This is a genomic window from Soonwooa buanensis, from assembly GCF_900167905.1.
Classification (GTDB): domain Bacteria; phylum Bacteroidota; class Bacteroidia; order Flavobacteriales; family Weeksellaceae; genus Soonwooa; species Soonwooa buanensis.
The window spans coordinates 59814-81490 of record NZ_FUYZ01000005.1; the positions used below are offsets into that span (position 1 = coordinate 59814).

The following is a 21677-nucleotide window of genomic DNA, read 5'->3' on the forward strand; positions in this document are numbered from 1 at the left end:
GTTTTTAAAATTGCACAAAAATACGAAAGTTTAAAAAACTAGCCAATATTTTTTTGTGAATTCATATTAATATATGAAAACGCCCTCTATTATTGAAAATAGAAGGCGTTTTTTTGTAATATCTTTAAAATTTTAAGCAAGGTTTTTCATAACATCAACTAAAACCTGTACACTTTCGATTGGCATTGCGTTATAGATACTTGCTCTATAACCGCCTAGATTTCTGTGTCCGTTAAGTCCGCTAATGCCAGCCGCTTTCCAAGCAGCGTCAAAAGCTTCTTTCTTACTTTCATCAGTCAATTTGAAAGACACATTCATTAAAGAACGATCTTCTTTAGCCGCATAACCTTCGAATAATGGATTGTTGTCAATCTCATCATAAAGAAGTTTTGCTTTAGCTTCGTTTTTAGCTTCAGCAGCGGCGATACCACCATTCTCTTCAAGATGCTTAAGTGTTAAATAAGACACGTAAACTGGGAATACTGGCGGTGTATTTAACATTGATTCTTTAGCAATGTGTAGACCTAAATCTAAGTAAGATGGCAGATTACGACCTGTTTTACCAAGAATATCTTTTTTAACAACCACTAAAACCGCACCTGCAGGTCCCATATTTTTTTGAGCACCAGCATAGATCAAATCAAATTTTGAAAAGTCTAATTGGCGGCTGAAGATGTCAGACGACATATCGCAAACCATAAGAGTATCCACTTCTGGGAAGCTCTTCATTTGTGTTCCGTAGATGGTGTTGTTAGATGTACAGTGGAAGTAGTCATAGTCTGCTCCAACTTTGTAATCTTTTGGGATGTAGCTGTAATTATCCTCTTTAGAAGATCCTACTACATCGATGTTACCTACTTTTTTAGCTTCTTTAATAGCGCCAGCTGCCCACGTCCCCGTATCGGTGTAAGCTGCTTTGCCATTTTCTGTAAGAAGATTCATAGGTGTCATTAAGAACTGAAGACTTGCGCCACCTTGTAGATAAAGCACTTCGTAGTCATCGCCAAGATTCATTAATCTTTTTACGATGGCTCTTGCTTCGTCCATTACGGCAACAAATTCTTTACTTCTGTGTGAAATTTCTAGCAAAGAAAGCCCCATGCCGTTAAAATCCAAGATCGCTTCTGAAGCTTTTTTGAAGACTTCTTGTGGAAGGATACTTGGTCCAGCACTGAAATTGTGTTTTTTCATTTTATTTTATTAGATTTCGGTGTCTAAAGTTAACGATTACTCGTTATGTAGGAAAGCTTTTTTTGCTAATAAAGATTCTTCCGACTCTACATGGTCGTCATCTGGCACACAACAGTCTACAGGACATACTGCAGCACATTGTGGCTCTTCGTGGAAGCCTTTACACTCTGTACATTTGTCTGACACGATGAAATAAACATCGTCGCTAACTGGCTCTTGAGGATCGTTAGCATCTATGGTTAGTCCCGATGTCAACGTTACACGCCCTTCTAGAGTTGTTCCTTCGGAAGCCTTCCAGTCTACTGCACCTTCATAAATTGCGTTGTTAGGACATTCTGGTTCGCATGCCCCGCAATTAATACATTCATCAGTTATTTTGATAGCCATTGCTATATTATTTTTAATTTTGTGCAAAATTACGAAAAATAAGATAAGTAATGATTAATCAAGATAAAATTTATGGACTGACAAAAGTTGGTAGTTTTTTAAACAACTATTTAACTCAATCGCCTGATACTTATGATACTAAACAACAAGAATTGCAAGCCATCCTTAAGCGTTCGGAAGTTGAAAACCCTTGGTTCGATGAGGCTAATTTGCGTTTTTCTTTAGAAAGTTGGGCATCTTTGCTTAATGCCTCAGCCCTAGAAACGTGGTTGTCGAAGTATCATTTTGAATCAAAAAACAAAAGAGTAGGCCTTATCTTGGCGGGTAATATCCCTATGGTAGGTTGGCATGACGTGATGTCGGTAATCTTATCTGGTAATATCCCTGTTATTAAACTATCATCTAAGGACCGTTGGCTAATTCCTTTTTTGTTAAAACTTTGGAATGACAATGCCGAAGGTGGCATCAGCTATGAGTTGGTAGAAAGGTTAGAGAATTTTGATGCTGTTATTGCGACAGGTAGCAACAATACGGCACGTTATCTCGAATATTATTTTAAAGATCATAAAAGCATTATCAGAAAGAACCGAACTTCGGTAGCAGTTGTATCGGAAAATGATAGCGACGAGGATCTTAGAAAACTGGCAGATGATATTTTTATCTATTATGGACTAGGTTGTCGTAATGTAACACGATTGCTGATCCCTGAAGACTATAAACTCGATCGCCTTTTTGAAAACTTTATTGATTACCAATCGATTATTAATCATAATAAATATGCCAATAACTACGATTATAACCGTGCGGTTTTTCTACTAAATCAAGATAAGTTTTGGGACAATAACTTCGTCATGTTAAAAGAGGATGATAAGTTGTTTAGTCCTTTAGCGGTTATTAATTTTAGTCGTTACAAAAGCCTAGATGAGGTTAAGGCTTTTATTAACGATAACGAAGGCGATATACAAGCAGTGGTTACCAATCTAGACTTGGGTACAGAAAGCGTAAAACTAGGGGAGGCGCAACAACCATCACTAGATACCTACGCTGATAATGTTGATACAATGGCATTTTTGGCAGGATTATAAAACATTAATTTAAAATTTAATCCAAACAAAAAGGAGAAACTGTAATAAGTTTCTCCTTTTATTTTTTTAAAAATCAACCCCGAATCCGAGAGCAATTCTGCCGCCATCGCTAGATCGGAAATAGCTTGCTTGTACACCAATTTTGTCCAAAGCATTTAGCCAAAGTCCCAGACCAAAAGAGTTGTGCCACTTGTCGGTGATTTCGTTCGGGATCCAAACGCGTCCGAAGTCAAAACCTGCAAACAAACCTACATTTATTGGTAAATAAGCATTTTTAATAGTTCCTAAATCGAATCTCAAATCTGTGGTTTGATAAAAACTAGATTTACCGTAAAAACGATCGAATCTAAATCCTCTCAAGTTTTGATTGCCACCCAAAGTCGCCATTTGGAAGAACTGATAATCGTTGGATAACAGCCATTTTGCTTCTGCATAAGTGCTGACAATTACTTTTTCGTTGTTGGTGATGTAATGGATAAAACCTAATCCCGTCTCGAAAGTTGGAAGTTTGTTATCCGTGTTTTCAAGGTTTTGACGATAACTAAACGCCGCCTTGAATTTCATTCCCAAACTTGGATTTACATTTTTGTTTAAATTTTCAAAATCAAATTTTAAATCGATTCCTGCAAAATGCTGTGTTTTGAAAACTTGGTCATCCACAATATTTGGAAGACTAATGCGACGATTGGCTGTTTTTTCGATTTTAATAGCTTCGTAGGCTAAATTTGCGGTAAACCAACTTGCATTTTTCCTCCAATTAATCGAAGGTTTAACATAAAATTCTTTCGCACGGACACGATAAAAATCTTCTTCAAAAATCTTTTCTTCATTAATTGTTAAATTCCCGTTTCCAAAATAATTTCTGATGAATCGAGAACTCGTAAATCCAGTATTTAAGCCATAATACCAATTACCAACTAATCTTGGGAAAATGCCTTCGTAAGCAATTTCGTAACCTTTAGAGCCTGTGAAATAGTTGGTTTTGAGATTGTGTTTTGCAGCAAAAGGATTTCGTTTAAAACCATTTTTAACAAAACTTGTCGTCATGCCCAGCACAATTTCGTCGTCAGGATTATAACCAAGGTTAGGTGTCGCAGTCCAAAAGCTGTATTTAAGGCGTTTGTAATTATATTCGTTAAGGTCATAATCATCTGTTAATTTCGCCGACGCATTTTTAGAAATCGTATTATTTTTAGATTTGTAATCATAAATTTTGACACGATTATCTCTTTCGATATTGTAGTTGTCATGGTTGAGACCGCCCAAAAGACGCAGTTTAATAGGATTGTTTTGATCACCTTTTACGACTAAATCATCGTCGTCGCCCAAAGTGTAAACCCAAATTTCTGAAGTTTCATTTTTATTATAAACTTTTTCGAAGGTCAACTCTTCGCCGTCTTTTTTATTTCTAAATATTTTTACTTGCGTTTCATGATTTGGAAGACGTGTAATTTCGAATCGATCTTTTTTATTAGTTCCTGTCAAAATTACGGTTTTTCTTAACACCTTATAATAATCGGAAGCGTAGGTTGCAAGGTCATTTTTACGCAATTCAAGATTTTGTTTTATAGATTCGATGTCGGCATTTTGTACTTCTTTCGGCAAGTTTTTAAAAGCTTCTTCGATAACATTTTTTGTTAAATTAGCTTTAATAAAATCTGCTTCGCGCTTCCAATCTTCTTCGGTTGCATTGTTTGTAAATGCCAAATCTAAAGGGAATGGCTCCATATTAAACCATTTTACATTTTTGATTTTTGGTCCAAAACTTTGCATGTGACGAAGTCCCGGAAAGTTCAAAAACATTTGGGTTGCCAAGCCATCATATTTTACAAAAGCTTGGTCACGATCTTTAGGAATAGGAGAAATTAAAACCTTGTCGCCAACAGCTTTTTGTTCCCATTTCCATTGGTCATAATGTCTGTCCCAATCGCCGATTAGCATGTCGAAAAGACGTGCGCGAATGTAAGCGGATTCGTCCATTTTGTATTTTTCATCTTTAGCCAAAAGTTTAATAACATCTTCTGTACTCAAGACTTTATTTGGATTTTCTTCGGTTTCGGCAGGTCGAACTTCCAGATAATACAATTCGTTTCCAAAATTTTGATTGTACTTACCAAGTGCATTTTGTTTCGGAACATATACCAAACTCGGATCCGTATGTTTAACCCCGATAGATTCTGCCATAGTACCGATTGCTAAAGGCGTGTAAGGATTAGAAGACGTGTAAAAATCCAATAAAAATTGATCTGCAAATCCGTCTGCAAAATCGTCAACAACATAACGATCTTTAAAAGCCACCGATTGCAAAAATCTTACGCCACTTTTATGAAGCGCTCGGATAACATATTCGCCTTTTGGCGTGTCCAATCGCAAAGAGTTGGTCTGATGTCCGCCACCAGCTCTCGTTGCTTTTGCGCCACCGTAAAGCGTGTCCAAATCCAAAGTAGGAACCGAAACTTGCGTACCATACATTTCGCGATAGTTGTTGCCCCAAAGCATTTTATAAAATCCAGATTTTTTGGTGTCTTTTTGATTGTAAATACTTGTCGTTGTTGTCGCTGGAAAGTCTTTTGGATAATCGGTTTTTGTATAATTATCACCTTTTAAAACTGAATGGCTAAAAAGCAATTTTTCTTGGTCGTTTTCTCTTCCAAAATAGTCAACGAAAGCTTCTCCTTTTTTTGAAATTTTTAAAACGGCATAACCATTTTGTCCGTAAGAAAAATCATTTGGAGAAATAGCTGCTGCAGCTTCGGATTTAGATCCCGCGCCGCTGATGATTTGGCGGATGTTACCTTGTTCGATGTATTGTAGATTGTGATCGTGACCAGAAACAAGGATCACATTTTCTTTATCAGCAATTAAAGTTTTGATTCTAGCTGCTAATTTTCGATAATTAGGATTTGATAAATCTTGGTGCGTGATACCGCCAGTTGCTCTCATTAGATTAATTCCAGTTGCTAAGATTGGCAACGGAATTTTGTTCTCTAAAGGGAATAATTGTTTCTCCATCGAGTAATAACCGCCGTGCGAGCCGTGGTCAATTAATGGATGATGGACTGCTACGATAATTGTTTTGTTTTGATTTTTCGAAATTTGATCTTCAAATTCTGTGAAAAAATCTTCCCTTGTTTTGATGTCGCACTTTTCATTAATACCTGGGTTTTTATCCCAATCTGCTAAAAACCATTCGGAGTCGATCGTTATTAAAGCGATGTCTTTTCCGATTTTTCGAGTTTCGATGGCGCAAGAATTTTTTGGAGAAAAAGCTTTTTTGTCATTTAGTTTTTCAATGACATAATCTTGTTCTTCTTTTAGACCAATAATGCCGTTGCTGTACCAATCGTGGTTGCCAGGCACAAAAATACTTTGACCTTTGAATTTATTTGCTAACGCGATTTGGTCGTCGAGTTTTTCTTCCGCTAATTTTCGGTCTTTAGAATCTTTGCTAGGAAGTCCACGCGGATAGATGTTATCACCAAGAAATAATAGCGTGCTGTTTTGGTCAGCGGAGTCAAGTTTTGATTTTAATTGATTCAGAATTTTCTTTGCATGATCTTGGTCGGCATTACCAGCGTCGCCTACGAGATAAAAAGTGTGGGCAATATCTTCGTCTTTTATACGTTGTGAAGTATTAAAGTTTTTGATATTTTTTCCATATTGAGCTTTTTCTGTAGCACAAGAAATGCTTATAATTGCCAGTGCAGAAAGCATGGTATATTTTGCAGCAAATATTTTCATAAATTTGAATCAAACATTTTATAAATGAACATCGTACACAAAGCGGAGCAATACGTTATTCAACTTTTCAAAGATAAGCTTTCTCCAGTTTATTCTTTTCATAATCTTGAGCACACCAAAAGAGTGGTTGCTGCTACAGAATTGTTGGCCAAAGAAGAGAATGTTAACGAAAAAGACATGGAGATTTTGACGTTGGCAGCGTGGTTTCATGATGTTGGTTATTGTCAAACTTGTACAGTCCATGAGAATGTTGGGATGCAAGAAGCAGAAATTTTTTTAAAACAAGAAAATATTTCGCAAGAAGAAATTGATGCGGTTAAACAATTGATCCATGCAACTTCGATGGAATATCAACCGCAAAATTTGTTAGAAAAAATTATGAAAGATGCCGATTGCTCACACATTGGATCGGAAGACTTTTTTAATATTACAGAAACTCTACGCCAAGAATGTAAGCAAGTTTATCAAAAGAAAATAAGCAAGTTGGATTGGGCAAATACAAATTTGCAGTTTTTGACGCAACATCATCGCTTCTACACAGATTACGCAAAAAAAAATTGGGAAGAGACTAAAACTGAAAATGTAGAAAAAACGTTAGAGCTAATTGCTGACCTCATTAAGGATAAAGAAAAATCGAAAAATACAGAGGAAGAAAAGGCATTGCTTAATAAGAAAAAACTTGAAAAATTGGACTCGCCAGAACGTGGTATAGAAACGATGTTCCGTGTGACAATGAATAACCATACGCGTCTAAGTCAAATTGCAGATACAAAAGCTAACATTTTGTTATCGGTTAATGCGATTATTATTTCGGTGGCGTTATCGACGATTATTCCGAAACTTGACTCGCCAAAAAATGCACATTTGGTGATTCCGACTTTTATGATGATTGCTTTTAGCGTAGCCACTATTATTATGGCGATTATGTCGACACGTCCAAAAATATCAAGCGGAACTTTCACTAGAAAAGAAATCGAGGAACGAAAAGTGAATCTTCTGTTTTTTGGAAATTTCCACAAAATGCCTATTGACGAATATATGTGGGCGATGAAAGAAATGATGAAGGACCGAACTTATCTGTACGATAGTCTCGTTAAAGATTTGTACTATCTTGGTATTGTCCTGAATCGAAAATACAAATTGTTGCGAACAACTTACACTATTTTTACAGTTGGGATTTTGGTTTCGGTGCTTACGTTTTATTTGGCTTTCCGAGAAATTATTTAAGAAAAATAAAAGCTTGTAGAATTTTACTACAAGCTTTTTTTATAAAGTCGTTTTGTTTTCGAATAAAATTAAATTTCGGGATAAAATTCGTATTGCATTGGCGTTGGATCGTAGTTGATACCAACTCTTATCGCTTGTAGACCGGCGATACCTTGTAGATCTTCGATATCTACAATCTCAATATTATCTTCTAGATGGCCTTCGTTCTGAAGGATTTTGATAAATTTAAGATAATCGTATTTTTCGGTTTCTTGAGAGAAAACAACACTCAGTTTTCCTGTTTGTACAAGGCGTTCTGTTGTATTTTTAATTAAAGATTTATCGATGCGTTTTTTAATCATTTCATAACGTGCATTGTAACTTCCGTCGACATCAAAACGTTTTTCATCCATTCGGAATCTTATGCTAATTGGCGCACTGTAGACTAAAATAAGAGATGTGATATCCAACTTCATAGGAAGTTTTTTGGTAAGTTCTCGGAACTTAATTTCGCTTTCTGTCATCACGCGAAGCTGCCAAAGTCTCAGGTTTTTAAGATATACATTGTCAAAACTCAGCCAAGGTGCGATGCTTGCGCCCATGTAGAAATTATGCTCGACACCATCCGTTTTGAAACGTTCATAATAGAATGGGAAGCGTTTCTGTTGCTCGTCTTGGCGTTTGTCTAGTAGATTACTGAGCTCTTTATTAATCATCGAAATACTGTCATCAAACTGTTTTCGATAATGATAAATAACGGGCGAATTTTTTTCTAATTGTTTGAAATAGGTCGTGATTTCCTCATTATTACTAAGGCTTTCGAACTTTAATCGGTTAAGCGTCGGGTAGATTTCCTCCTGCAAAAAAGATTGGATTTCGCTTTCAGTATTGGCTTTCAGGCCAAATTTTAATTCATTCTTTTTTGAAGTGAGTTTATCAAAAATCGGTTGAAGATCTTCGGAAGACGTTAAAGTTGCTAGTAAGTTGTTGAGGATATCGAGATTAGTTTTAATGTCTTTAACAATCGCTTTGTTACGTTCATTACTAGAGTTCTTAACATCCGATTGTCCGTAGAAAGGAATTAATTTATCAAAAATAATACTTTTGTAGGGCGATTTATCAACATGTTCGTTAGCGATATTGATGTGCTTCATCGCTTCATCGTGGAATTTCCAGTAGACACTCGGGTGTATCGCCGTATATTCTTGTTGTATCAACGCAACAACGTGGTTTTCGAGATTTTCGTAGAGCTGGTTAATTGTGTCTTCTAGATAGATGATAACGCTGTCCATTTTGTTAGCATTAATACTGTTGAGCGCTTTTCTAGAAGAGGTTAGCTCCATAATACCAAGAAGTTTTCCATCTTTATAAAGTGGTGCAAAAATGGCGCTTTTTATTCCTAAATTTTTAAAAGTCGAAACTATAAAAGCATCGGTTTTTTGAAGTTCTACTTTGTCAATATCCGAAATACTAAAATATCTACGTTGGTCTTTGGCGTTTTGTAACAAAGCTTCGTGCACTTTGTCTGACAAAAATTGTTTCGGAATTGTTGATAGAATTTTACTTTCGATAACTGTATTAATAGGTGTTATCTCAAATTTATTTTCTTTATAATTAATAGCGGTATAACCAATTTCTAAATCAGAAAGTCGGAAAATTGATCGGAAAATATTCGTAATGTCAGATTTGATGTTGCGATAATCATCCTTCGCTTGTATCAACTGACTTTTGAGGTTAGAAACTGCGATTTCTGAAGTGGCATCGTACATCGACACAATTCCAAAACCTGTGAGCTCCCAAGAGCTTGGCGGGAATTTTTCTTTCCAAAGATCAATGTTATCGAAGTTATCGACCAGTTCTTCAATTTCTTCTTGTGTTAAAATTTTTGAAGTTTCGGTTGTTTTTATTTCGATAAAGTCAGCATTGGTTAAGATTCGATAATGGTTAAGATAACCGTCTTTATTTGGAATATCATATATAAAAGGAAAATCAATTTTTACAGGTGTTCCAAAATAAGATTCCAAAATCACACAACAACTTAAAACATAAAATTGTTCTGCAGTGAAGCCACTAATTTGTAAATAAAATTCTTCGCCAGCATTTTCAATGATTTTCTGAAAACGCTTTGTCGGGTTATAAATGAAATTAGCAAACGGAATACCTACAGCTTTTATCTCATTGTTTGTCAATAATGGCGGGAAAAGCTCACTTAGCAGTTGCTTATAAAAATAATCGTTTTCACTTAGCAATCTATCGGATAGGGCGAGTCCAAGATTTGGATTTTTTTCAAGTTCGTTAAGTATATACTCATGTCGCTCCGCATACAATTTGTCAACTTCAGCTAAGGATTTTATTTCATCAATTAAAGTTTTAAAAGTAAAAGTAATCTGAAAAGGAGAATCAAAAGGTTGATTAAACGTCATAAGCTCACAAGTTTGTATTTGCAAAGATACATAATATCAAGGCTCTATATTTTAGTATTAATATGATTTTAATATTCGAAATCGATTCTACAAGTAGATGTGCTCTATATGAAAAGCCTTATCTTTGCACCGAAAATTAATATAATTTGAAAGATATTCGTACGTTAACTCTTGACCAGTTAAAAGACTATTTCGAAAGTATTGGTGAGAAGGCATTTCGCGCCAAACAAGTCTATGATTGGCTTTGGAGTAAAAACCAACATTCGTTTGAAGATATGACCAACCTCTCAAAAAATTTGAGAGAAAACTTGATGCGTGATTTTTTTATCAATCCTATTGCTGTTGATCTTTTACAAAAATCAAAAGACGGAACCATCAAAAATGGTGTTAAACTTCATGACGGATTAATGGTGGAATCGGTTTTAATACCAACCGAAACTCGTACTACAGCTTGCGTTTCTTCACAAGTTGGATGCTCGCTTAACTGTGAATTTTGTGCAACCGCAAAGCTTAAAAGAATGCGAAATCTAGAAGTTGCCGAGATTGTCGATCAAGTTGCATTAATTGATAGCCAAAGTAAAACGTACTTCGATCGTCCGCTTTCCAATATTGTATTTATGGGAATGGGCGAGCCGATGATGAATTATAAAAACGTTGTTGAAGCCATCCGAAAAATAACAGAACCAGAAGGTTTGGGGATGTCTGCAAGACGAATTACAGTGTCAACTTCCGGAATACCAAAAATGATAAAAATGTTGGCTGATGAAGGTCTTCGCGTCAAATTGGCGTTGTCATTACATTCCGCAGTTGAGAAAACTAGAAACGAGATTATGCCGTTTTCGGATAAGTTTCCGTTGACAGACATTATGGAAGCTATGCAATATTGGTATCAAAAAACGGGTTCGGTTATCACGTTCGAATATTGCGTTTGGAAAGGCATTAATGACAAAGATGAAGATATCCGAGCTTTAATAAAATATGCGAGACAAGTACCATCAAAAGTTAATTTGATACAGTATAATCCAATTGGCGAAGGTAAGTTCGATCATCGAAGTATCGAAGCAGAAGAACGTTATGTTCGCGAGCTGGAGAAAGCTGGTGTTACAGTTATGGTCAGAAAAAGTCGTGGCGGCGATATTGACGCAGCTTGTGGACAATTAGCAAATAAAACAGCAGAATAATATAGATATAAATTTATTTTACCATGGATTTTGTATTTGGAGAAAATGCTTTAGAAAGTGTTTATATGTGGTCAATTCCGCTACATGCTGCGGTGATTTTGGCAGAAATGATATACAGCAGTGTTGCGCAAGCGAAGTTGTATAGTGGAAAAGATTTGTTTACAAATATCTATCTCGCTTTAATGAATTTTAGCCTTGACTTAATAATGAAGGCTTTCGCGATGGGCGTGATGTTTTTCTTTTATAGCTTCCGAATTTTTGATTTCGATATGGGGACTTGGTATTATTGGGTATTTTGCTTTATGGCAACCGATTTAGCTTATTATTTCCATCATTTGGTCGATCACAAATCAAGAGCATTTTGGGCGGTGCATATCACGCACCACAACTCTGAATATTTTAATTTAACAACAGGATTCAGAAGTCCAGTTTTCCAACCATTATACCGTTATTTATTCTTTTCACCATTGGCTTTTTTAGGATTAAATCCTTGGTCGATTATGGTTTGCTACGCTGTTGGTCAAGTCTACGGAACTTGGGTGCATACGCAGACGGTTAAGAAAATGGGATTCTTAGAATATATTTTGGTAACGCCGTCGCACCACCGTGTTCATCATGGTTGTAACATCAAATATTTGGACAAAAATATGGGAATGGTGTTTATCTTTTGGGATAAAATTTTTGGAACATTCGAGCCTGAAGATCCAAAAGTTCCGGTAAAATTCGGGATCTATCCAAAAATGCCAGATGATGGACCTTTGACGACTTTGTTGTACGAATGGCGAAAAATTGGAAAAGATCTTCGTCAACCTAATTTGACCATTAAAGACCGTTTCAATTATATTTTTAATTCTCCGGGTTGGCGCCATGACGGAAAAGGAAAAACCGTTAGCGATTATCAACGCGAATATTGGGCTAAAAAAAAGGCGCAAGCTAAAGCCAAAGAATCGCAGAAAGAGGAAACAAAAATTGCTTAGTTCACTATGAAATTTAAAATTTTATTAATCTTTATTTTTTGTGTGAATCTTGGATTTGCGCAACAAGCTGAGATTTTTAAAATTAAAAATTATCAAGTCGCAGAGCTTTCGGATTCGTTGAAAGAAAGCTCAGGTTTGGATTTTATTGGTGATAAACTTATAAGTTTTAATGATAGTGGCAATGCTGGAGATTTATTTTTGCTAAATCCAAAAACTGGAAAAATCACAGATTATATTCCTACGCAACTTAACAACCGCGATTGGGAAGCTGTTACAAAAGATTCAGCGAATCTATACGTTGCGGATTTCGGAAATAATAACGGAACAAGAAAAGATTTAAAAATATATAAAATTCCTTTTTCTGGGGAGAACTTCAAAGTTGATTCAACACAAGTCATTTCTTATTTTTATCCAGATCAAAAAGATTTTACTTCTAAAAATCTAAATACAGATTACGATGCAGAAGCTGTAATTTTTTATAAGGATAAACTCCAAGTTCTTACGAAAGAATGGGCGAGTAGAAGTGTAACACGCTATGAAGTTGATCCCAATGTTTTTGAACAACAACCTGCAAAAAAGCTAGAGTCTTATGATACAGGATTTGTTGTGACCGACGCTTCTTATTTTGATAAAAAACTGTATGTTGTGGGTTATACGAAGATGACGCAAGTCTATTTAATGATTTTTGAAGAATCAGAAGATGGATTTTTCTTTTCTAAAAAAGGAAAAAAATACCATTTAGGAAGTGCGTTGTCCGTTGGACAAATCGAAGGAATTGCTGTTAACCATGATGGAATCTATATTTCTAGTGAATTTTTCAAAACACCTTTAGGAACTGTGAAGCCGCGATTGTATTTTATCCCAACTGAAAAATTAAAATAACGAAATTTCGTTTCTCGCAAAGAAAAATTTATCTTTGCGTATTACCTAATAATTCTTGCTTTGGCTAATATTGTAGAAGAAATCAAACGTCCGATAAGTACCGAGATGAAACTTTTTGAACAAAAGTTTTATGAATCGATGAAGAGTAACGTGTCTTTGTTGGATAAAGTGACTCGTTTTATCGTGACAACAAAAGGGAAGCAGATGCGTCCGATGTTTGTGTTTCTTTGTGCAAAATTAGTTGGTGACGTTAACGAGAAAACCTATCGTGGCGCATCGATGATCGAGTTGATCCATACGGCGACTTTGGTGCATGATGATGTTGTGGATGAGAGTTTTAAAAGAAGAAATTTCTTCTCGATTAACGCGCTTTGGAAGAACAAAATCGCTGTTCTTGTAGGTGATTATCTGTTGTCAAAATCGGTTTTACTGTCTACGGACAATAAAGATTTTGATTTGCTTTCTGTTATTTCTCGTACGATTCGCGAAATGGCAGAAGGAGAATTGCTTCAACTAGAAAAAGCTAGAAAATTAGACATCACCGAAGATGTCTATTACGAGATTATCCGCCAAAAAACAGCCACTTTAATTGCGGCTTGTTGCGAAGTTGGTGTTTTGTCGAATAACGCTGACGAAGTTCTTGCAAAGAAAATGAAAGACTTCGGGACTTACACTGGGATGGCGTTTCAGATTAAAGATGATTTGTTCGATTATACCAGTAGTAATATCATCGGAAAACCTGTAGGTATCGATATTAAAGAGCAAAAAATGACCTTGCCTTTAATACATGCACTCAAAACTTCAACACCAGAAAATTACAAAAAGTATTTTAATACGATAAAGCGTTACAACAACGATCCTAAAAAAGTTCGTGAGTTGGTTGATTATGTAAAAACTTCTGGCGGGATGGATTACGCCATCAAAGTCATGAAAGATTATCAACAAAAAGCTTTAGACATTCTTTCCGAATTTCCTGATTCTGAAGCTAAAAAATCATTAGAATTGATGTTGGATTATGTGATTAGCAGAAAATTGTAATGGTATAATTTAGTCAGATATTTTATAAATACTTATTTCAGAAACGCTTCCAGTGAGAAGATTTAACGAGATTCCGCCCCGATAATACTCAAAAGAAAGTATGTCATCTTTGTTCAATTTGTGGATTGAATTTATTTCGGTATCGCTTATTAGTAGACTTAAAACTAGCGGCAAAGTAGCACCACTAAAGTCTTTTTTATTAATTTCTGTATAACCGCCAGTTGTCAAATGTTTTAGAATGCCAATTTTCGGCGTTCCTCCAAAATTTAATAACGATAACTGTACACCAGTTCCGTATCTGAATTTAAAATTGATAGCATAAACGCCAGCTACAGGCACTTTGTAAGTGGATGTCGTCTCATTAAAGTTGCTGGTGAAATTTGGATCTTTTGTGAAACTCAATCGATCCCATCCTGTGAAAAGATTTCCGCTAAGAATTGTGCTGCCAGATGATGTCGCCTTTGTAATTGTTGTGTTGACGTAGGCTTGTATTAGAGAGATGTCTGCTTTTGTTACTTCGGAAGTTGTTTGGTTGTAAGTTAAGATTTTGGTATTGCTGAGACTAGTAATTTCTTGGACGGTATTTATTTTTGTGTTTCCGTTGATGTGCAAAGTAGCTTCGGGATTGGTAGTGTTAATACCAACTTGCGCATTTAGCGTAATTGTAAAAATTACACTAAGACTAATTAGTAATTTTGTTTTCATGGTGGTTTTGGTTTTTAGTTTATAAGTTTTATTACATTGGCTTGGGTTATTTTTATAAAATTAGCAATATTTTTAGTTGTAATTTATTTTTAATTATTTATTTTAACGATATGTTTAATTAATATTGGTTATAATTTGATATTTTGCATTTTATTTATTGGTTTTTAATTGTTTTTAAATTATTTTTTCCTTTTAAATTAATACCAGAATTAAATTGTGTGATTTTTGTTAAAATTGAATTCGTTTTCTATTTCGTAATTTTGAAATATGAATAGTAATTCGCCTTTAGCAGAAATTTTGCGTCCTAAAAATCTTGAAGAAGTTGTTGGTCAAGAACATTTGACTGGTCCCAAAGGTCCTATCCGTCGTATGTTGGAGAATGATACCATTAATTCACTTATTTTCTGGGGACCTCCAGGAACGGGCAAAACGACTTTGGCGGAAATTATTTCTGAACAATCGAAAAGAAAATTTTATAAGCTAAGTGCGGTGACTTCTGGTGTTAAAGATGTTCGCGATGTTATCGACGATGCTAAAAAGCAAAATCTTTTTTCTGGAAAATCGCCGATTTTATTCATTGATGAGATTCACCGATTTAATAAGTCACAACAAGATTCTTTGTTACACGCTGTCGAAAAAGGTTGGATAGTCTTGATTGGTGCCACGACGGAAAATCCTAGTTTTGAAGTGGTTTCGGCGCTTTTGTCACGAAGTCAAGTTTATGTTCTCAAAGCTTTGACGTTTGAAAAGTTGGAAGAACTGGCAGATACAAGTCTTCAAAAATACAATGAACTCAATAAAACCGATTTTGTCCTCGATGACAAAGCGGCTTTTATACAGTATTCTGGTGGTGATGCCCGCAAATTAATTAACTCGATTGAATTGGTGCTTAATCAGTTTAAAAATTCGAAAATTACACACATCACCAATGATGAGGTTTTGTCGGTTTTACAAGAAAACATGGCGCTTTATGACAAAAACGGTGAACAACATTATGATATTATTTCGGCTTTCATTAAGTCGATTCGTGGAAGTGATCCAAATGCTGCGGTCTATTGGCTGGCGAGGATGTTAGTCGGTGGTGAAGATATCAAATTCATAGCGCGGCGACTGGTAATTTTGGCGTCCGAAGATATTGGTCTTGCGAATCCAAATGCCTTGGTGGTGGCGAATAATTGTTTCCAAGCGATCAATATGATCGGAAATCCTGAAGCACGAATTATCCTTAGCGAAACGGCAATTTATCTGGCGGTTTCTCCCAAAAGTAATTCGGCGTATATGGCGATTAATGAAGCGATGGCTTTGGTGAAAAAAACTGGAAACCTTGCGGTGCCATTACACCTTAGAAATGCGCCAACCAAATTGATGAAAGATATGAACTACGGAAAAGACTATCAATACGCCCATTCTCACGAAGGTAATTTTGTGGATCAAGAGTTTTTGCCAGAAGATATTTCGGGATTACAATTTTATCAGCCTGGGCAAAATTCAACAGAACAAAAAATTAAAGATCAGCTCAACAAAAAGTGGGGAAGTCGTTATGAGTAGGTTGTAGAGTTCTCTTTTTTTAATATAATTAAACGCTTCATTCATAATAATTTTAAAATTATCATAAATGAAGCGTTTTTGTTTTTTTATTAAGCTGTATTTTAATCTTCGTTATTCTCCGTTTTGGTTTCCACCATTTTAGAAATAATTTTTTTAAGTCTTTGGAACAAGAACGAACTTAATAACAACAAGACGCCAAGTAGGATAAATGCGACAATTCTTGATACATTATCCAACTGCCAAACATCGTACAAATATAGTTTTGCAATCGTAATACCTATTAATACAAAACCAATTTTGTTGATTTCTGGCTTTGATTTTTGTAAACCATAATAGATAAAACTTGCTGCCAAAATTGTCCAAATAATAGGAAGATAAAGTACAATAAAATGACTTTGTAACCATTCGTAATCTTTCAGTTGATTCAGTTTTAGTAAAATGTAAATGTGATAAATTTCAAAACTTATCAAATACACGAACACAAAACCTATAGCCCAATATGCCAATTTTTCGTTTAGGAAACTCGTTTTAGGAATAATACCAACTAAACAAACCAAAACTGGAATCCAATACAATAAGTAAATTAGATAAAAACTTTTGCTGACCTCATGTTTAAAAATGCTAAAATTAATATCCGTCACCGAAACATGGATGAGCGCAAACAAAAATAAAAGACCAATCAAAATGTTGACGAATGTAGGTTGGTAGTTAAGTTTTTGTCGTAAAAGTAACATTGCGAACAAATAGTAAATCGTGTAAACAAGGATGATACAAGAAATAAATGTGTCAGACTGATTTTGGATGTGATACCAAATCTCAAACGAAATCGAAAAATAAATGACAACATAACTTAGTCCTGAAAAAAACTTCACATATTGAAATCGACTTTGGTCATCGACATCTTCACTAAGGTTTTTAATGTAAAATAAATTGAACAAAAATGATGCGATTACAACCAAACTTGTCAGAAAAATTGGATTGAAAATTACAGCTAAATGACTTTCAGAAAAATAATTGCTCCACGTATAGATTTGCGAAATAATCAATATCGGAAACAAAATATTAAAACATTGTTTGAAGATTTTTTGTTCCGTTTTTTTCCAAATAAATAAAAGTAAACTCGCTTCGATCGCCCAAATGATTGTCACAAAATAAGTTTCTAATTCTAAAGCGACAGCTATTGTGGCAAGGCTTATGGCGATGCCCGTAAATACTGCAAAATTGAGACTTTTTGTATCCGCTTTTTTGTCTCTAAAAATGAGTAATGCGTTAATGATTGCAAAACCAATTGGAAGTAAACTAAATCCTTTGATATTCTCGCTCCAAAGAACATAGATTCCTCCTAAAACAGCGAAAATATTGATGAAAACTAAAAGTAATATTTCTGCTGTAGAAATAATTTTTGTTTTGAAATAATTTTGTAACGCAAAAGCGTAAAATATCAAGTAGGATAAAATGATAAAGTAAATAATCTTGGTGCTTGGTGCGTCAATAATCCATGTTAAAAAATAAATGGAAGTGAAAGTAAAGGCTAGCCAGCCGAGACTTTTCCAATTTCTAAGGAAAGCAATAACTAGCATTCCGATGTTGAGAATACTTAAGTAACTGAATAAAAATAGATAATTACTTTGTCCAGTACTTACTAAAATTGGTGCTAAAAAACCGCCAATTAATGCGACGATATTTAAAACTTCACTTTTATAAAAATTTGCAAGAAGAACCGATGCTAGCGTGATGATTGCTAAAATCCCAAATGCAACATTTTGCGAAAACATACCATATTCTTGAAAAGCAATTGTGATTGTTAGATAGAAAACGCTGATGCCGCCACCTGTAATAATTGATCCAAAAATTGAAAAGTTTTTTCTGAGCCAATGTCCGATGCCTAAAAGGATTCCGCCAGTTATCATCCCAATTGCAACGCGTCCCGATTCACCAATCCAATTGCGATCGATCGCGTATTTTACAAAATAACCGATCCCTAAAACCAATGTGAAAATACCAATAACACTCAATGCATTTTGTTTTAAAAAAGACATTAGTTGCTCTAGTTTTCCTTCAAAAACGTTGGGTTCTTTTGGTGTGATTTTCTCGTCAAGGCTTGGTTTTGGAGGTTCAGGTTTAACAACAAACTCTGGTTGTAGTGTTGTTGAGGTTTCGATTGGTTGTTGCTCAGGCTTTACTTCCTGAGGAATAACTGGTTTTTCAAAAGGAAGATTGATGTTTGTATTTTGACCTTTTAGTCGAGATACTTCTTCTTCAAGCTCTTTTATTCGTCCATTAAAATGGTAGTAAATCCAAATAACGATGACGATAAAAAATAGGAGTAATAATTCCATTTGTTTTAATATTACTCAAATATATTCATTTTAAAATTTGTAAAGTTTTATTTAAACTACTTCCTTATCTATCTTGAAAATCCAAATCATAGCAAGCATGGAAGCGGAATATAATAGCATTAGTAGTGTTAACGTCCAGTTAAATGTGTTCGAAAAATCTTGATTTAATATTAAAAATGAAAAAACAATACAAAATGGTGATACTATACTTAGTATTATTTTTGATTTTTTTTCAGAAAGTTTTTTGTAAAAAAGATAGTACGCGTAAGCTATTATAGCCATTGGAATAGAGGAAAATGCAATTCCAAATATAAAAGCAAATAAAAACAATGGAATAGAATCAATTATTACGGAAAATTTGAAATTTTCGGCATTTAATATAGCAAAGATGCAAAAGAAAATAGCACCTAATATTGCAGTAGAAAACCATATTTTAAGGATGTATAGCATTTAACTTTCCAAAAGATATTCATTGTAATTTCCAAGAAAATCGACTTTTGTTCCGAGTGCTTTTAATTCTTCTAATGCATTTTCGTGGAGAATAGGATGCCAATCGCCAACAATATTTAGGAAAAAGAAATAGTTACCCAAACCTGTTTTTAAGGTTCTAGATTCTATTTTGCTAAGGTTCATATTACGCCAAGCAAAAACAGAAAGTACCTGATGCAATCCTCCGGCATGGTCTTCGGGTAAGCTAACAAGCAATCCCGATTTGCGACCGATATTCTCTAAACCCGAGTTGTCATAAGACTTTTTCGATTTCGAAATAATAATAAAACGCGTATGATTTTGTTCAAAATCATGGATGTTACGTTGAATGATTTCTAAATCATAAAGCTTTGCAGCAAACTGATTAGCAACTGCCGCAAGTTTTCGGTCTGGGTTTTCAGAAACATGTTTTGCAGCTGCTGCAGTTGACGAAAAATCTTGCTTTGGGATATTTTTATAATGCTGATCCAAATAATGGAAACTCTGCGCTAGAGCTTGCGGATGCGAATATATTTTTTCTAAATCAGCATCATTACTTTGTGATTTATGAATCATGAGATGATGAGCAATTGGCATAACAGCTTCGGCCTCAATATGGATTTCAGGTGTTTTATAAAGATAATCCAAGGTCATAGAAACTGTTCCTTCAATCGAGTTTTCTAACGGGACAACGGCTTTGTCAACGATTCCGTCTTCAACCGCCCTGAAGCAATCCAAAATACTAACCTGCGGAATTTTAGTTTCTGTCGGAAAAAGTTGCGTTGTTGCTAACTGCGTGAAAGAGGCTTCTGGCCCTAAGAATGCGATTTTCATATGGTATTAAAACAAGGTTTTGTTTTTACGCAAATTAATTTTTAGCATAGTTAATATTTTTACTTCTAAGTAATGGTCTTTTTTATAGAAAATTGATTTTTTGCATATTTTTTTTAAAAATAGAAAGTGTTGAAGTTAACTAGATGATCTAGATGTAATGCTTAGAATAGCATCTTTTGAATGGATTCTTAAAAAATTCTTAAAATGAGATTTTAATAAATCTATAATTAACAGATGCTTACGAGAGTTAGGTAGCTATTAATGGGTATGTAAAGGGGTAACGGAAAATAGTGATGTCCAAAAATCATATATAAGAGCGATTTTTTTTTGAATTGAGGGGATATATCTTTGGACTGTTAAACAATTAAAAACAATTTATCATGAAAAAGTTAATTTTAACTGCATGTGCAGTTTTCGCAACAAGTTTTGCATTCGCTCAATCAAACAATGATGTTACAACACAATTAGGTAATGGTAACTCTGCTCAAGTAGATCAAGTTGGCGCTGTTAATGACAACTCTATTATGCAACAAGGAGATGACAACATCGCAAAAACCGACCAAAACGGAGTTGGTAACATGAATGAATCCGAAAGTTACGGAAATCGTAACGAAATTGACGTTACACAACTTGGTTATCAAAATGACAGCTATTCTGGACAACTAGGAGATGATAACTATGCTTGGGTTTCTCAAACTGGTTTTTGGAATGAAAGTGCACAATATCAAATTGGTAATGCAAATGATGCTCAAGTTCTACAAGTTGGTTTGGCAAATATGAGTCAACAAGTTCAATTGGGCGATGGTAATACTGCATGGGCAATTCAGGACGGAATTCTTAACAGTAATGACCAATGGCAAGAAGGTGATGGCAACTTTGCGTACGCTAATCAATCTGGAATGTTGAATGAATCTATCCAAACGCAATTAGGCGATGGTAACCTTGCACTTGTTTATCAAGATGGTTTAGGAAACTATGCTGATCAATGGCAACAAGGTACTGGTAATGGTGCATTAGATCAACAAACTGGTAACCTTAACAGTTCTATTGTTACTCAGCTTGGAGACGGACACATGCATGTAGGTACTCAAACAGGAGATAATAACTCAATGGTTATTAACCAAAGTAACTAGGGAATTAGTTTAATTTTTGAGAGGAAGACTTGTTATCAAGCCTCTTCCTCTCTTTTATTCTTTTATTCTGTCAAAAATGAAAACAAAATTTCTTTTGATAATCTGTTGTCTTAGCTCTTTTTTAAGGGTTAAGTCACAGTCATTTAAAGAAATTAACTCAAATAATATCTTTAGTTATCTTTCGAATGCTACTGTGGATATGCAATCTAAGCAAAGTGCTAGTAATATTATCCAAATAGGAAACAATAATCTTATCGAAGCTACTTTAATTAATGATCAACTTATTAGTGTACAGCTCGGTAATAATAACCAAACTAGTTACAAGGATTATAATCCATCGCAATCAGCAGGAATGTTGATACAATCTATTGGCGATAATAATCTAATAATGGTTGATGGTAGCAATTCGATTTCTAATAACATGAGTGTGGAAGTTATTGGCAATAATAAAACGATATTTATAGAAAACAGATAATATATTTATCATGAAGTATTTTAATTTCTTGTTTTCTTGCTTTTTAATTCTTTTCCCGATATCT

Annotated in this window: 16 protein-coding genes; 9 read left to right on the forward strand and 7 right to left on the reverse strand. The window is 34.7% G+C overall.

The genetic code is table 11. The features are described from left to right. Positions 1-132: 132 nt before the first annotated feature. Together serC and B5X62_RS08445 are read right to left on the reverse strand one after the other, a co-directional pair. A complete protein-coding gene (gene serC, locus B5X62_RS08440) occupies positions 133-1191 on the reverse strand; it encodes a 3-phosphoserine/phosphohydroxythreonine transaminase (RefSeq protein WP_079666993.1) in 1059 nt (352 codons plus the stop codon). A 36-nt stretch (positions 1192-1227) separates the two neighbouring features. Then, a complete protein-coding gene (locus B5X62_RS08445) occupies positions 1228-1578 on the reverse strand; it encodes a 4Fe-4S dicluster domain-containing protein (RefSeq protein WP_079666994.1) in 351 nt (116 codons plus the stop codon). A gap of 50 nt (positions 1579-1628) precedes the next feature. Between B5X62_RS08445 and B5X62_RS08450 the strand changes: the two genes are divergently transcribed. After that, complete coding sequence (locus tag B5X62_RS08450; RefSeq protein ID WP_079666995.1) at positions 1629-2663, forward strand: acyl-CoA reductase; 1035 nt, start codon at positions 1629-1631, stop codon at positions 2661-2663. A 66-nt stretch (positions 2664-2729) separates the two neighbouring features. On the opposite strand, the gene B5X62_RS08455 is transcribed toward B5X62_RS08450, so the two are convergent. Beyond that, a complete protein-coding gene (locus tag B5X62_RS08455; RefSeq protein WP_079666996.1) occupies positions 2730-6404 on the reverse strand; it encodes a metallophosphoesterase in 3675 nt (1224 codons plus the stop codon). 24 nt (positions 6405-6428) lie between these two features. On the opposite strand from B5X62_RS08455, the gene B5X62_RS08460 reads away from it, so the two are divergent. After that, complete coding sequence (locus B5X62_RS08460; protein WP_079666997.1) at positions 6429-7631, forward strand: Pycsar system effector family protein; 1203 nt, start codon at positions 6429-6431, stop codon at positions 7629-7631. Between the two features lie 68 nt (positions 7632-7699). Here the strand turns inward: B5X62_RS08460 and B5X62_RS08465 are convergent, their stop codons facing one another. Continuing rightward, positions 7700-10033: a hypothetical protein gene (locus B5X62_RS08465; protein ID WP_079666998.1), complete on the reverse strand. Its 2334-nt coding sequence runs from the start codon at positions 10031-10033 to the stop codon at positions 7700-7702. A gap of 146 nt (positions 10034-10179) precedes the next feature. Between B5X62_RS08465 and rlmN the strand changes: the two genes are divergently transcribed. Genes rlmN through B5X62_RS08485 form a run of 4 tightly spaced genes read left to right on the forward strand, consistent with a single transcriptional unit; the run spans position 10180 to position 14111 of the window. Further along, complete coding sequence (gene rlmN / locus B5X62_RS08470) at positions 10180-11214, forward strand: dual-specificity RNA methyltransferase RlmN (protein ID WP_079666999.1); 1035 nt, start codon at positions 10180-10182, stop codon at positions 11212-11214. A gap of 23 nt (positions 11215-11237) precedes the next feature. Beyond that, the gene (locus tag B5X62_RS08475) at positions 11238-12191 is read left to right on the forward strand and encodes a sterol desaturase family protein (RefSeq protein WP_079667000.1); all 954 of its coding nucleotides are present in this window, start codon (positions 11238-11240) and stop codon (positions 12189-12191) included. A 6-nt stretch (positions 12192-12197) separates the two neighbouring features. After that, the gene (locus B5X62_RS08480; protein WP_079667001.1) at positions 12198-13073 is read left to right on the forward strand and encodes a hypothetical protein; all 876 of its coding nucleotides are present in this window, start codon (positions 12198-12200) and stop codon (positions 13071-13073) included. A 60-nt stretch (positions 13074-13133) separates the two neighbouring features. Continuing rightward, positions 13134-14111, forward strand: a complete 978-nt coding sequence (locus tag B5X62_RS08485) for a polyprenyl synthetase family protein (RefSeq protein WP_079667002.1) — start codon at positions 13134-13136, stop codon at positions 14109-14111. A 9-nt stretch (positions 14112-14120) separates the two neighbouring features. Here the strand turns inward: B5X62_RS08485 and B5X62_RS08490 are convergent, their stop codons facing one another. After that, positions 14121-14816 (reverse strand): hypothetical protein, encoded by a 696-nt coding sequence (locus B5X62_RS08490; protein WP_079667003.1) that lies wholly within the window; start codon positions 14814-14816, stop codon positions 14121-14123. A 267-nt stretch (positions 14817-15083) separates the two neighbouring features. Here B5X62_RS08490 and B5X62_RS08495 point away from each other — a divergent pair, with 267 nt between their 5' ends. After that, the gene (locus tag B5X62_RS08495; RefSeq protein ID WP_079667004.1) at positions 15084-16364 is read left to right on the forward strand and encodes a replication-associated recombination protein A; all 1281 of its coding nucleotides are present in this window, start codon (positions 15084-15086) and stop codon (positions 16362-16364) included. 101 nt (positions 16365-16465) lie between these two features. On the opposite strand, the gene B5X62_RS08500 is transcribed toward B5X62_RS08495, so the two are convergent. Together B5X62_RS08500 and pheA are read right to left on the reverse strand one after the other, a co-directional pair. Next, positions 16466-18703: a DUF2339 domain-containing protein gene (locus tag B5X62_RS08500; RefSeq protein WP_079667005.1), complete on the reverse strand. Its 2238-nt coding sequence runs from the start codon at positions 18701-18703 to the stop codon at positions 16466-16468. 450 nt (positions 18704-19153) lie between these two features. Continuing rightward, positions 19154-20005: a prephenate dehydratase gene (pheA, locus tag B5X62_RS08510; RefSeq protein WP_079667007.1), complete on the reverse strand. Its 852-nt coding sequence runs from the start codon at positions 20003-20005 to the stop codon at positions 19154-19156. A gap of 380 nt (positions 20006-20385) precedes the next feature. Here pheA and B5X62_RS08515 point away from each other — a divergent pair, with 380 nt between their 5' ends. Then, a complete protein-coding gene (locus B5X62_RS08515; RefSeq protein WP_079667008.1) occupies positions 20386-21138 on the forward strand; it encodes a hypothetical protein in 753 nt (250 codons plus the stop codon). Positions 21139-21337: 199 nt separating this feature from the next. Beyond that, the gene (locus B5X62_RS08520; protein ID WP_144038339.1) at positions 21338-21613 is read left to right on the forward strand and encodes a hypothetical protein; all 276 of its coding nucleotides are present in this window, start codon (positions 21338-21340) and stop codon (positions 21611-21613) included. Positions 21614-21677: the final 64 nt, after the last annotated feature.

Coding starts and splice junctions, on each gene's coding strand:
- serC (WP_079666993.1), bottom strand. CDS start 1,191: ATGAAAAAACACAATTTCAGTGCTGGACCAAGTATCCTTCCACAAGAA.
- B5X62_RS08490 (WP_079667003.1), bottom strand. CDS start 14,816: ATGAAAACAAAATTACTAATTAGTCTTAGTGTAATTTTTACAATTACG.
- B5X62_RS08475 (WP_079667000.1), top strand. CDS start 11,238: ATGGATTTTGTATTTGGAGAAAATGCTTTAGAAAGTGTTTATATGTGG.
- B5X62_RS08520 (WP_144038339.1), top strand. CDS start 21,338: ATGCAATCTAAGCAAAGTGCTAGTAATATTATCCAAATAGGAAACAAT.
- B5X62_RS08495 (WP_079667004.1), top strand. CDS start 15,084: ATGAATAGTAATTCGCCTTTAGCAGAAATTTTGCGTCCTAAAAATCTT.
- B5X62_RS08480 (WP_079667001.1), top strand. CDS start 12,198: ATGAAATTTAAAATTTTATTAATCTTTATTTTTTGTGTGAATCTTGGA.
- B5X62_RS08450 (WP_079666995.1), top strand. CDS start 1,629: ATGATTAATCAAGATAAAATTTATGGACTGACAAAAGTTGGTAGTTTT.
- B5X62_RS08500 (WP_079667005.1), bottom strand. CDS start 18,703: ATGGAATTATTACTCCTATTTTTTATCGTCATCGTTATTTGGATTTAC.
- B5X62_RS08515 (WP_079667008.1), top strand. CDS start 20,386: ATGAAAAAGTTAATTTTAACTGCATGTGCAGTTTTCGCAACAAGTTTT.
- pheA (WP_079667007.1), bottom strand. CDS start 20,005: ATGAAAATCGCATTCTTAGGGCCAGAAGCCTCTTTCACGCAGTTAGCA.
- B5X62_RS08465 (WP_079666998.1), bottom strand. CDS start 10,033: ATGACGTTTAATCAACCTTTTGATTCTCCTTTTCAGATTACTTTTACT.
- B5X62_RS08455 (WP_079666996.1), bottom strand. CDS start 6,404: ATGAAAATATTTGCTGCAAAATATACCATGCTTTCTGCACTGGCAATT.
- B5X62_RS08460 (WP_079666997.1), top strand. CDS start 6,429: ATGAACATCGTACACAAAGCGGAGCAATACGTTATTCAACTTTTCAAA.
- B5X62_RS08445 (WP_079666994.1), bottom strand. CDS start 1,578: ATGGCTATCAAAATAACTGATGAATGTATTAATTGCGGGGCATGCGAA.